The 11,805-nt window shown below is 72.0% G+C and carries 9 protein-coding genes and 1 pseudogene; 1 reads left to right on the forward strand and 9 read right to left on the reverse strand.

Annotation, left to right across the window (positions count from 1 at the left end):
• From ABZ215_RS41485 to ABZ215_RS41505, 5 genes and pseudogenes are all read right to left on the reverse strand, one after another.
• Positions 1-110 (reverse strand): annotated as a pseudogene (locus ABZ215_RS41485) (lipoyl synthase); the annotation flags it as partial.
• A gap of 76 nt (positions 111-186) precedes the next feature.
• On the reverse strand, positions 187-1,584 hold the full coding sequence (gene lpdA / locus ABZ215_RS41490; RefSeq protein WP_354956282.1) for a dihydrolipoyl dehydrogenase: 1,398 nt from the start codon (positions 1,582-1,584) through the stop codon (positions 187-189).
• A gap of 10 nt (positions 1,585-1,594) precedes the next feature.
• Positions 1,595-3,097: a 2-oxo acid dehydrogenase subunit E2 gene (locus ABZ215_RS41495; RefSeq protein WP_354956284.1), complete on the reverse strand. Its 1,503-nt coding sequence runs from the start codon at positions 3,095-3,097 to the stop codon at positions 1,595-1,597.
• Positions 3,098-3,099: 2 nt separating this feature from the next.
• Positions 3,100-4,131 (reverse strand): alpha-ketoacid dehydrogenase subunit beta, encoded by a 1,032-nt coding sequence (locus ABZ215_RS41500; protein WP_020417198.1) that lies wholly within the window; start codon positions 4,129-4,131, stop codon positions 3,100-3,102.
• Between the two features lie 14 nt (positions 4,132-4,145).
• Positions 4,146-5,111: a thiamine pyrophosphate-dependent dehydrogenase E1 component subunit alpha gene (locus ABZ215_RS41505; RefSeq protein ID WP_027935751.1), complete on the reverse strand. Its 966-nt coding sequence runs from the start codon at positions 5,109-5,111 to the stop codon at positions 4,146-4,148.
• Positions 5,112-5,298: 187 nt separating this feature from the next.
• On the opposite strand from ABZ215_RS41505, the gene ABZ215_RS41510 reads away from it, so the two are divergent.
• On the forward strand, positions 5,299-6,489 hold the full coding sequence (locus ABZ215_RS41510; protein ID WP_354956286.1) for a GAF domain-containing protein: 1,191 nt from the start codon (positions 5,299-5,301) through the stop codon (positions 6,487-6,489).
• Positions 6,490-6,615: 126 nt separating this feature from the next.
• On the opposite strand, the gene ABZ215_RS41515 is transcribed toward ABZ215_RS41510, so the two are convergent.
• The 4 genes from ABZ215_RS41515 to ABZ215_RS41530 all read right to left on the reverse strand — a co-directional run bounded on the left by ABZ215_RS41515 (position 6,616) and on the right by ABZ215_RS41530 (position 11,614).
• Positions 6,616-8,157, reverse strand: a complete 1,542-nt coding sequence (locus ABZ215_RS41515; RefSeq protein ID WP_354956288.1) for a DUF11 domain-containing protein — start codon at positions 8,155-8,157, stop codon at positions 6,616-6,618.
• A 130-nt stretch (positions 8,158-8,287) separates the two neighbouring features.
• Positions 8,288-8,770 (reverse strand): hypothetical protein, encoded by a 483-nt coding sequence (locus ABZ215_RS41520; RefSeq protein ID WP_354956290.1) that lies wholly within the window; start codon positions 8,768-8,770, stop codon positions 8,288-8,290.
• Complete coding sequence (locus ABZ215_RS41525) at positions 8,767-11,091, reverse strand: nitrate reductase (RefSeq protein ID WP_354956292.1); 2,325 nt, start codon at positions 11,089-11,091, stop codon at positions 8,767-8,769. The genes ABZ215_RS41520 and ABZ215_RS41525 overlap by 4 nt, the downstream gene beginning before the upstream one ends.
• A gap of 55 nt (positions 11,092-11,146) precedes the next feature.
• A complete protein-coding gene (locus ABZ215_RS41530) occupies positions 11,147-11,614 on the reverse strand; it encodes a MarR family transcriptional regulator (protein ID WP_354956294.1) in 468 nt (155 codons plus the stop codon).
• Positions 11,615-11,805 lie beyond the last annotated feature (191 nt).

The raw sequence follows: 11,805 nt of genomic DNA on the forward strand, positions 1-11,805 counted from the left end.
AACTCCGGCCCCATCTTCGCGCGGGTCTTGATCCAGGACGGCTTCTTCTCGATCGGCGTCTCACTGTTGCGGACCTCGAGCCGCAGCAGCTTCCGGCTGGGACGGTCCATCGGGCACCTCCGGAACGTGGACAGTTCCCCTGCCGCGCCGGAGCCGGGTCGCGGCGCGGCAGGGGAACCGGGCTGGTCAGCTGTTGAGCGAGCGCCCCAGAGCGGACAGGACCGATTCGTGCATCGCTTCGGACAGCGTCGGGTGGGCGAACACGACCTCGGCGAGATCCTCCGTGGTCGCTTCGAGGGACTGGGCGATCCCGAACCCCTGGATCTGCTCGGTCACCTCCGGGCCCACCATGTGCGCGCCGAGCAGTTCCCCGGTGTCGGCGTCGAACACGGTCTTGACGAACCCGTCGCCCTCGCCGATCGCCAGCGCCTTGCCCGAAGCGGTGTAGTCGAACCTGCCGACCCGCAGGCTCCGCCCGGTGGCGCGCGCCTGCTCCTCGGTCAGGCCCAGGTGCGCGACCTGCGGCCGCGCGTAGGTGCAGGCCGGCACCCGCCGCCGGTCGAGCGGCCGGACGTGCTCGACCCCGGCCAGCTTCTCCACGCACAGCACGCCTTCGTGACTGGCCTTGTGGGCCAGGCACGGCGCGCCCGCGACGTCACCGATCGCGTAGACGCCGAACGCGGTGGTCCGGCACCACTCGTCGGTCCGGACGAACCCGCGGTCCACCTCGACCCCGGCCTCCTCCAGCCCGAGATCCTCGACGTTGCCCTGGATGCCCGCCGCAACCAGCACCCGCTCGGTGGTGATCTTCTCCTCCGACCCGTCGGCGAGGGTGAGGGTCGTGGTGACCGCGTCGATCCCGGCGTCCACACCGGACACCGCCGCTCCCTGGTGGACGGTGATGCCCCGGTCCGTGAACCGCTTGCGGACGTGCTCGGCGACCGCGGCGTCCTCGGCCGGCATGATGCGCGGCATCGCCTCGACGAGCGTCACCGCGGTCCCGAGGTCCCGGTAGAGGCTGGCGAACTCCACGCCGATCGCGCCGGACCCGACGACCAGCAGCGAACTCGGCAGCGACGGCGGCGTCAGCGCCTGGAAGTAGGTCCACACGCGGTCGCCGTCGGGCGCCACCCCGGGGATCGAGCGCGGCCGGGCCCCGGTCGCGAGGATCGTGTGGTCCGCCTGGTAGCGGGTGAGCGCACCGTCGGCGGCGACGTCGATCTCGCCCCGGCCCGCCAACCGGGCCGTTCCCGTGATCACGTCCACGCCGTTCTTCTTCAGCAGGTAGCCGATCCCGTTCGACAACCGCTCCGACACCGAGCGGCTGAACTCCACCAGCCCGGCCATGTCGAAGGTGACCCCGGTGGCGCGGAACCCGAGCGGCTCGAGGTTGGCCAGGGTGTGCGCGACGTCCGCCCCGTGCAGCATCGCCTTGGTGGGGATGCACCCCCAGTTCAGGCAGATGCCGCCGAGCCGGTCGCGCTCGACGACCGCGGTGCGCAGCCCCAGCTGGGCGGCGCGGATCGCGGCGACGTAACCACCCGGGCCGCTGCCGATGACGAGGACGTCGTACTTCTCGCTCATGGCAGTCCTCCTAGACGAGCATCAGGGCGGGCGACTCGACGAGACGCTTGAGCTCCCGCAGGAACTCCGCGCCCAGCGCGCCGTCGATCACGCGGTGATCGCAGGACAACGTGGCGGTCAGCACCGTGCGCACGACGACCTCCCCACCGGCGACGACCGGGCACGGCCGGCCGGCGCCGACGGCGAGGATCGCGCCCTGCGGCGGGTTGATGATCGCGTCGAACTCCTTCACCCCGTACATGCCCAGGTTGGAGATCGTGAACGTGCCGCCCTGGAACTCCTCGGGCCGCAGCCTGCCGGTCTTGGCCTTGGTGACCAGGCCGTGCACCTCGGCCGAGATCTCGGCGAGCGACTTGCCCTCCGCCGCCCGGACGATCGGGGTGACCAGGCCGCCGGGGAGCGCGACGGCGACCGAGATGTCGGCCGCGGAGTGCCGGAGCACGGCCTGCGTGCTCTCGTCGAACTGCACGTTGACGTCGGGCACCCGCCGCAGCGCGGCCGCGCAGGCCTTGATCAGGAAGTCGTTGACCGACAGCTTCACCTTCGGCACGGTCGCGTTGATCCGCTCGCGCAACGCCAGCAGCTCGTCGATCTCCAGGTCGACGCTCACCCGAAAGTGCGGCGCGGTCTGCTTCGAGGTCTGCAGGCGCCGCCCGATCTCCTTGCGCATCGCCGACAACGGCACGGTTTCGACCTGCGCGCCGCTCTCGGCGGGAGCGGCGGGCTCGGACACTGTTGTCAGGCCGAACCTGCGCTCGGCCTCCCGGACATCCGCCTCGCACACCCGGCCGCGGGAGCCGGTGATGCGGCAGTCGTGCAGGTTGATGCCCAGTCGCGCGGCCAGACGGCGGGCCACCGGGGTGGCGGGCACAGTGCTGTCGTCCTGGCTGGACCGTCCCGGCACGGTGGGGCGCGGCGGTGCGGGCGCGGGCGCGACCCGCCCACCGGCCGCGCCGATCGCGGCGTGGACGTCGGCGACCGAGATCCGGCCGTCACGCCCGCTGCCCGGCACCTTCGCCAGGTCGATCCCCAGCTCCCGGCCGAGCCGGTGGGCGTGGGGCGTGGCGAAGACGTCCGCACCGGTCCGCCCCCGCAACTCCGCCGGCACGACCGTGTCCCCCGCCGGACCCGGCTCCGGACCGGCGGGACGGACCGGCACCGGATCGGCGAGGCTCGCACCGTCACCGTTGGCCACGACCGGCGCGGTGTCCCCCTGCGCGCTGGTCCCGTGCTGGGCGAGGAACCGCTCGATCTCGTCGTCACTCACGCTTTCCGGGGCCGAGACCGCGATCGGCGCGCCGACCGGCAGCGTCTGACCAGGCCGCGCGAGGACGCGCCGGAGCACGCCGTCGAACGGCGCCTCCATCTCGTTGGTGATCTTGCTCGTCTCGACCTCGCACAGCAGGTCGCCCTTGCGGAAGCCGGCCCCCTCCGCCAGCCGCCACGCGGTCACGGTGCCTTCCTCCATGGACAGGCCCCACTTCGGGATCTCGATCAGCTTGATGTCGCTCATGATCAGACCGCCAGCGTCTTGCGGACGGCGGCTTCGATCCGCGCCGCGCTCGGCAGCCACGCCTGCTCCAGCGCCGGCGAGAACGGCACCGGCGTGTGCGGCGGGGTGACCAGCTCGATGGGCGCGCGCAGCGACCCGAACGCCTTGGTCGCGATCAACGCCGCGAGGTCGTGGCCGAAACCGCAGCGGGCGGCGGATTCGTCGACGATCACGACCCGTCCGGTGGAGGCCACCGATTCCAGCACGCCTTCCTCGTCCAGCGGGGACACCGTGCGCGGGTCGACCACCTCGACGGAGATGCCTTCGGCGGCGAGCTTGTCGGCCGCCTCGTTGGCCCGGTTCACCATGGCCGACAAGGCGATCACGGTGACGTCGTCGCCTTCGCGGGTGTAGTTGGCGACGCCGAACGGGAGGGTGTAGGCCTCGTCGGGCACCTCGGCCTTTTGGTCGTAGAGCGTCTTGTGCTCGCAGAACACGACCGGGTCGTCGTCCCGGATCGCCTGGATCAGCAGTCCCTTGGCGTCGTAGGCGTTGGACGGCGCGACCACCTTCAGGCCCGGCACCGCGGCGAACACGTTGTACGGGGACTGCGAGTGCTGGGCGGCGGCGGAGAACCCGGCGCCGATCATGCCGCGCACCACCATCGGGGTGCGGGCCTTGCCGCCGAACATGTACCGGAACTTCGCGGCCTGGTTGTAGAGCGCGTCGTAGCAGACCCCGAAGAAGTCCATGAACATCAGCTCGGCGACCGGGCGCAGCCCGGTGAGCGCGGCCCCCGCCGCCATCCCGATGATCGCCGACTCGGTGATGGGGGTGTCGATCACCCGGTCGGACCCGAATTCGGTCCACAGTCCCTTGGTGACGCCCAGCACGCCGCCGAACGCCTCGATCTTCTTGGTCTCCAGGTCGGGGTTGGTGCCTGCCTGGCCGCCGCGCAGGTCCTCGCCGATCTGCACCACCGCGGCGTCGCGCGCCATCTCCTGAGCGAGAGCGTCCTTGATCGCCTCGCGGTACGTCTTCTTCGACGTGGCCATGGGATTTCCCTTTCTCAGTACGAGACGTAGACGTCGGTCAGCAGGTTCTCCGCGGGCGGGTACGCGGCCGCGCGGGCCTTCGCCACGGCCGCGTCGACCCGGGCGCGGGACTCCTCGTCGATCGCGTCGAACTCGGCCGCCTTCACCTTCCTGGCGTCCACCCGGCTGCGGAAGATCCGCAGCGGGTCCTGCGTGGCGCGCAGTTCCGCGACCTGCTCGGGCGTCCGGTACAGCTGCGCGTCCCCCTCGAAGTGGCCGAACCACCGGTGCGCCTGCGCCTCGATGGTCGTCGGGCCGCCACCGGCGCGCGCCCGTTCGACAGCCTCCCGCGCAGCGTCGTGCACGGCGAAGAAGTCCGTGCCGTCCACGGTGACCGCGGGCATGCCGAAGGACGCCGCGCGCGCGGCGATGTCGGGAGCGCCCACCGCATAGTCGGTGCCGGTGGCCTCGCCGTACCCGTTGTTCTCGATGACGAAGACGATCGGGAGCTTCAGGACGACGGCCATGTTCATGGCCTCGAACACGGTGCCCTGGTTGGACCCGCCGTCACCGGTGAACGAGGCGGCCACCCCGCCGTTGCCGAGCGTCTTGGCGCTGAGCGCGGCGCCGATCGCGAGCGAGGGCGCGCCGCCGACGATCGCGTTGGCGCCCAGCATGCCGACGGAGAGGTCGGCGATGTGCATCGATCCGCCCTTGCCGTGGCACAGTCCGGCGTCCTTGCCGAAGATCTCCGCCATCATGCCGTCGATGTCGCAGCCCTTCGCGATGCAGTGCCCGTGCCCGCGGTGGGTCGATCCGATGTAGTCGGTCGCGGCGAGGTTCTCGCAGACGCCGACCGCGATGGCCTCCTGACCGGAGTAGAGGTGGATGAACCCCGGGATGTCGCCCGTGGCGTTCTCCTCGTGGAGGCGGTCTTCGAACGCGCGGATCTCGGACATCCTCCGATAGGCACGCAACAGTGCCTGCCTGTTCAGGGACATGGCGCTCCTCAGCTGGTCGGGTCGGTGTGAACGCCGACCGTAGGAGCGCCCGGAGCGGCAGGACCAGCGTTGCAGGGGGTTGCGGTGCGGGAACGGGACGTGCAACTCCCTGCAACCCTTGCCGCCCTGGCCGCCGGTGCGGTTCCCTGCCGGGAGCTGGGATCACCGACGCGACCGGCAGGGAGCCATGCGCCACCACCCGTTCACCGCCGACCCGCGGCAGTACGCGCGGAACGTGGCCCGGGCACAGGACCTCGTCCTGGCCGGGGACCGGCCGGGCACCGCGCCCCGCCCGGTCATCTCGCAGTCCTGGCTTCGCGTCAGCCGCCACGGTGTCGATCCGGACCGGGCCGCCGTGGATCCGGTGTCCCCCGGTGACCTGGAGGAGCGCCGCGCCGGCTGCGGCCTGACCAGGAAGGCGGTGCGGACGCTGCGGGACGGGCTCGTGCCGCTCGCCGGGGACACCGGGCACATCGTGGTGATCGTGGACGCCGACGGGCTGGTCCTGTGGCGCGAAGGGCATCCCGGCGTGGCCCGGCGGGCCGACCGGCTGGGTTTCGTGGACGGCGCCTGCTGGGCGGAGAACACCGTCGGCACCAACGCCATCGGCACCGCGCTCGTCGAGCGCCGCCCGATCCAGGTGCACTCGACCGAGCACTACGCGCGCAACCACCACGAATGGTCCTGCGCGGCCGCGCCGATCCGCGACCCCCGGGACGGCACCCTGCTCGGTGCGGTGGACATCAGCGGACCGGTCTCGACCGCGCACCCCGCGATCCTCGCCCTCGTCACCGCGCTCGCCGGCCTGGCCGAAGCGAGCCTCCGCGAAGACCACCGCTGCGCCCTCGACCGGCTCCGCGCCACGGCCGCGCCGCTGCTGCCGAAGGTCCCCGGGCCGGCGCTGGTGCTGGACCGGTCCGGCTGGGTCGCCGCCGCCAAGGGACTGCCCCCGGTCGACCGCGTCCCGCTCCCCCGCGCCCTCGACACCGACCGGCTGTGGCTGCCCGCGCTGGGACACTGCACCGTGGAACTCCTGCCCGACGGCGTCCTCGTCCGGCCGGTGGACGACGAACGGCCCGCCCTCACCCGCGTCGTGCTCGACCCGCGCCCCGGCGGTCGTCCCAGCCTCGTCGTGGAGGGTGAGACGGGCAGCTGGACGCACCGGCTGTCCCCGCGCCACCGGGACATCCTGCTCGAACTGGCCCGCCACCGGGCCGGGCTCACCGCCACCGAACTCGCGGCCCGCCTGTTCGGCGACCCCTCCCGCACCGTCACCGTCCGCGCCGAGCTGTCCCGGCTGCGCAAACGACTCCCCGACCTGCTCGACCACCGCCCGTACCGGTTCCGGGACGCGGTGGACGTCGTCATCCGCGACTAGCGGCTCAGCCGGCCAGCACCTGCGGCGACAGTTGCTTGAGCATCGCGCCGGGGCCCGCGGGTCCCGGCGCGGCGGATGGCGGGCGGCTCGCCGGAGGTGGGCCGCCCGCCCTGCTGATCACTCCGGTCAGACGTTGCTACGGCGCCGCCTGAGGGCGTAGCCGCCACCGCCGAGTGCGAGCACACCACCGGCGACGGCCAGCGACATCATCGGCACCACATCGGTCGTGACCTCGTTGGAGGTGTCGTTGGTCGGGTCGGTGTCGATCTCGTTGGACTTGACGACCGCGGTGTTGTAGAGCGTCTTCACGCTGCCGTCGGCGATGCCGGAAACCTCGATCACCGCGCTGTCACCCGCGGCGAGTTCACCGCCGGTGCAGGTGAGGTCCAGGCCACTGACGGTGCAGCCCGGGGTGGTCGTGGTGATGCCGGTCAGGCCGGCGGGCAGCCGGTCGCTGACGGTGTAGCCGGTCGAGTTCCCGGGGCCGTGGTTGGTGACGATCAACCGGTAGGTGACGAGGTCGCCGGGCGCGGCGGTCGCCGGGCCCTCCTTGGCGAGGCTCAGGTCCGTCTTCTGCCCGGTGTTGGTCAGGGTGCAGGAGATGTCGTCACCCGGCTGCGGGGAGACCTGCACGCTGGTGCCGGTGCCCGACGGGAGCGGAGTCGTGCTGCCTGTGGTGGCGTTGGTGCAGGCCCAGGACTGGTCGTAGTTGCCGGCCGGGCCTGTCTCGCCGAGCGTGTAGCCTTGGCCGGCCGCACGCGGCAGGACGGTCAGCGCGCCGGTGGTGGCGGTGTTCGACAACCCGGTGCTGGCCGTGCCCACGGTCGTGCCCTCCGGCGAGGTCACCGAGATGTCGAACGAGTCGTTCGCCTGGCGCCGGTCGGTGACCTGCTTGTTCAGCGTCAGCTTCGAGGTCTGCACCGCGAACGCGACGGCCTCGATGCCCGCGCTCGACCGCAGGGTCTGCGAGAAGGTGGTCGCGCCGACCGAGTTGACCACGAGCGTGCCCCAGGTCGTGCCGGCTCCCCCGGTGCCCGTGCAGGTCACGGTGTTGGTGCCGAAACCGGTGGCGGTGCTCGCCTGGCAGCCCTGCGTTCCGGGAACCGAGGCCACCTGGTTGATCGGCTGGTTCGAGGTCCAGGTGATGCTCTCGGCGCCGGTGTTCTCGGCGTCGGCGCCCACCAACGCGTAACCACTCACGCGTGCGCCGCCGGAGTCCGTGACCACGATGTCCCGCAGTGTCAACGTGTTGGCGCCGCTGACCCTGGTGTACAGCGCGGGCTTGCCCGGGATGTTCTTGTAGACCCTGTTGCCCATAGCCGACGCCGTTCCGTTGGTCGGCACGGCGAAGGCGGCCACGGGCACCGCCGGGCCGCCCGCAGGCCGGTTCACGATGTTGAACGTCATCGTGTAGCCGCCGGGCAGGGTGACTTTCATGTTCTGGCCCGCGGCGGAGCTGGCCTGTGCGTCGTTGTAGGCGCTCATGTCCAGCCAGCACAGCGTGGACGCGGCGGGGCCGCCGGTGCCGTAACCGCAGCCCACCGGTGCGTCCGCGGCCGAAGCCGGTGACGCGCCACCGACCATGGTCAGTGCCGCCAGCCCAGCGGCCGACAGCACACCGCCGACCCGGGCGACGGCGCGCCTCAGCGTGTTTGATTCCTGCGACATCCGTTTCTCCATCAGTCGATGTCACCGGTCGGTGACCACTGATGGACTGGGATCAACGGCACGATCTGACGTGGGCTAATCAGCCCGGGGGACCCCCGCGCCGTGCAATAGCCGGCTGGCTCTGGCGGGCTCAGCCGGCCAGCACCTGCGGCGACAGTTGCTTGAGCATCGCGTCGGTCCACTTCAGCTGGCGCAACGCGTGCGGGTGGCAGCGGCTCGCCAAGGCCAACAGGTCGTCGTCCTTGATGGCCTGCGCTCCTTGCGCCAGCAGTTCCCAGTCCAGCGACACCCCGGCGCACGCGCGGTGCAGCCGGCGCAGGTCGGCCAGCAACAGCACCCCCGGCTCGGGCCGGGTGCTCAGCAACTCGCTCACCGCGGTGCGCACCGGCGCCAGCGGGCCCGACCGCTCGGCGACCTCGGCGCCCAGGTCCAGGCCGTAGGAGCGGCCGGCGTCGGCCAGCGCGCGGACGTGGTCGCGGGACCAGCGCGCCAGGTCGCGGGTGACGTGGTGGATCTCGGGTTCGGCGTGGTGCCGGTCGGACACCTTGAGCAGGTCGCGCACCAGCGCCTTCTCGGCGCGGTGCAGTTCCCGCAGGGCGAGGTCGATCTTCATCGGGTCCCCTCCACGCGGCGGATCGCGGCGGCCGCGGTCTTGAACAGCGGCTGCTTGGACACCGGGTCCCAGTCGGTGATCGTGAGCTCGTTCGCGGCCCGGTGCCGCCCGGACGGGTCGTCGGCGTCCCAGTAGCCGTAGTGGAACGGCAGGAACAGCACCCCGTCCCGGATGCCGCTGACGCGCACCCGGGCGCGGACCGCGCCGCGTGGCGTGGTGATCTCGGCGAGATCCCCTTCGGACAGATCGTGCGCCTTCGCGTCCTGTTCGGACATCTCCACCCACACCTCGGGAGCCGCGTCCCGCAGCTCCGGCACGCGGCCGGTCTTGGTGCGGGTGTGGAACTGGTAGATCGTGCGCCCGGTGATCAACGCGAACGGGTGCTCGGCGGACGGCATCTCGTGCGGCGGCACGTACTCCGCCGCCTTGAGCATGGCCTTGCCGTCCGGGTTGAACGCGCGGTACTCGCTCTCTTCGGCGGGCGCGCCGGTGATCAGGTCCCGCCCGTATTCCTCGCAGTAGCCGGGCTGGGCGAAGAACTTCCCGTCGGCGTAGAGCCGTTCGGTGCCGTCGGGATGCTCGACGTCGCAGGGCCACTGGATGGCGCGCTCACGCAGCTTGCCGTAGCTGAGCCCGGTGTAGTCGCAGGGCCGTCCGGCGCTGGCCCGCTGCCACGCCTCGAACGCCGACTCCGCGTCGTGCCAGGGCGGGAACGGCTGCCCGTCGCGGTCGCGGAAGTCCATGCGGCGCGCGTAGTCGAGGAAGATGTCCAGGTCCGGCCGCGCCTGCCCGGGCGGGTCGACGGCCTTCTCCGACAGGTGCACGGTGCGGTCGGCATTCGTGAACACGCCCGTCTTCTCGCCCCACATCGCCGCGGGCAGCACCACGTCGGCCAGCTCGGCGGTCTCGGTGCGGAACGCGTCCTGGACCACGAGGAACAACCGGTCCTGCGACAGGATGGACCGGATGCGCGCGAGGTCGGGCAGCGACACCGCGGGGTTGGTGGCCGACACCCACAGCAGGCGCAGGCTGCCGTTCTCGGCGTAGCGGAAGATCTGCATCGCGTGCGTCGGCGGGGCGTAGTGCGGGATCTGCCGCACCTCGAGGTTCCACAGGTCCGCCAGTTCCGCGACGTGCGCGTCGTTGGCCCAGTTGCGGAACCCGGTGAGGTCGCCGTCCGCGCCGCATTCCCGGGTGTTCTCGGCCGTGGGCTGCCCGTTCATCTGCAGGACCCCGCACCCCGGACGGCCGAGCATGCCGCGGACCAGGTTGACGTTGTTCACCTGCACGGCCGCGGCGGTGGCTTGGTGGGACTGGTAGAAGCCCTGCAGCACGGTGGACAGCAGCCGCTGCGCGCCGCCCAGCAGAGCCGCGGCCTCGCGGATGCGCGCGGCGGGGACGCGGCAGATCTCGGCCGCGCGTTCGGGCGGGTAGTCCGCGACGAGCGCGGCGAGCTGGTCGAAGCCCACGGTGCACCGGTCCACGTAGTCGTGGTCGACCGAGTCGCGGGCGATGATCTCGTGCAGCAGCGCGTTCATCAGGGCCAGGTTCGTGCCCGGCAGGGGCGCCAGGTGCACGGTGGCCGCGCGGGCGACCGGCGTGTCCCGCGGGTCGACGCACAACAGCGACGGCGGGTTCGGGCCGGCGAGCCGGTCGAGCATGCGGCTCCACAGCACGCTCTGCGTCTCGGCGACGTTGTGGCCGTAGAGGGCGATGACGTCGGCGTGGTCGACGTCGGTGTAGGAGCCGGGCTGGCCATCGCAGCCGAAGGTCTCCTTGAGCGCGGCGGCCGCGGTCGCGGTGCACAGGCGGGTGTTGCCGTCGAGGTGGTTGGTACCGATCGCGCCGTGCGCGATCGCGGCGAGCGTGTAGTACTCCTCGCAGAACAGCTGGCCGCTGGTGTAGAAGCCGATCGAGCTGGGTCCGCGCTCGTCCAGCAGGGCCCGGCTGCGGTCGGCGACCAGTGCCATCGCCTCGTCCCAGCTCGCCTCGACGAGCCGCCCGTCGCGGCGGATCAGCGGCGTGGTGAGCCGGTCCGGCGAGGCGTTGGCCTGCCAGCCGTAGAGGTCCTTCGGGTCGACGCGGCCGTGGTTGACCCGGTCTTCAGCGCGGCCGCGGACGCCGACGAGACGGCCGTCCTTGACGGCCAGGTCGAGGCCGTCGCCGTTGGAGTGCAGGACCGCCGCCGTCGGGACCCAGCGGTCGACGTCGTCCTCGGTCAGGCCCTCGGCGAGCTGGGAGTCGACCCGCACGGGCCAGGGCTGCCCGGGTCCGTAGGGCGTGCGGGCGCCCCACGGATCGGCGATCGCGTCTCGTCGCACCGGACCCGGTTACCCGCTCCCCCGACGGGAAAACCACCACGGTTGCGCGGCGCAATCAACGGGCGGTGTCGGCGCCGGGGTGGAGGACGGCCTCGGCGGCGTCGGCGAAGGCGCCGAACACGAGCGGCAATGACTCGCGCGCCCGGGGTTCCATGCGGCCGAGCACCTCGGCCAGGACCGACCTGCGGTCGTGGTCGACGCGGTCGACCAGCCGGCGCCCGCGTACCGTCGGCGCCAGCAGGGTTTCCCGCTTGTTCAGCGGATTCGCGGCGCGTTGTAGCAGCTTGGCCGCTTCCAGGCGGTCGCAGGCGCGGGTCACCGACGACGGGTTCATGCCCAGCTCGGCGGCGACCCGCCGCATCGTGACCGGGGTGCGCTCGGCGACCACGCGCAGCGCCCGGAACTGGGTCAGGGTCAGCCCCGCGGTCCCCCGCTCTACCGTAGCGTCGGCGATGCCGACCATCGACCGCAGCACCGCGAGGGCGGCCTCTGTCTCCGTCTGCACCGCGTTCGGTTGCGTCACGCAACCAGCGTACGGGAGGTTTTCCCCCCGGGTGCAACTCGTTGCAACCCTGGCCGCGCCGTCGCCGCCACGCCACCCTCGACGGCACGGTTCGGCGACGAGGAGTCTCAATGATCGTGTCAAGCAGCTGTAGGGCTGATGGGCGGCGGTGAGTGGTGGAATTCGCGGCCGTCGCGCAGCAGTGCCCAGAT

This window comes from Amycolatopsis sp. NPDC006131 (genome assembly GCF_040614175.1).
Taxonomy (GTDB): Bacteria; Actinomycetota; Actinomycetes; order Mycobacteriales; family Pseudonocardiaceae; genus Amycolatopsis_E; species Amycolatopsis_E tucumanensis.

What these genes read in the sequence shown, in the direction of transcription:
- ABZ215_RS41500 (WP_020417198.1), bottom strand. Translation starts at nt 4,131, where the DNA reads ATGGCCACGTCGAAGAAGACGTACCGCGAGGCGATCAAGGACGCTCTC.
- ABZ215_RS41520 (WP_354956290.1), bottom strand. Translation starts at nt 8,770, where the DNA reads ATGAAGATCGACCTCGCCCTGCGGGAACTGCACCGCGCCGAGAAGGCG.
- ABZ215_RS41495 (WP_354956284.1), bottom strand. Translation starts at nt 3,097, where the DNA reads ATGAGCGACATCAAGCTGATCGAGATCCCGAAGTGGGGCCTGTCCATG.
- lpdA (WP_354956282.1), bottom strand. Translation starts at nt 1,584, where the DNA reads ATGAGCGAGAAGTACGACGTCCTCGTCATCGGCAGCGGCCCGGGTGGT.
- ABZ215_RS41510 (WP_354956286.1), top strand. Translation starts at nt 5,299, where the DNA reads ATGCGCCACCACCCGTTCACCGCCGACCCGCGGCAGTACGCGCGGAAC.
- ABZ215_RS41505 (WP_027935751.1), bottom strand. Translation starts at nt 5,111, where the DNA reads ATGTCCCTGAACAGGCAGGCACTGTTGCGTGCCTATCGGAGGATGTCC.
- ABZ215_RS41515 (WP_354956288.1), bottom strand. Translation starts at nt 8,157, where the DNA reads ATGTCGCAGGAATCAAACACGCTGAGGCGCGCCGTCGCCCGGGTCGGC.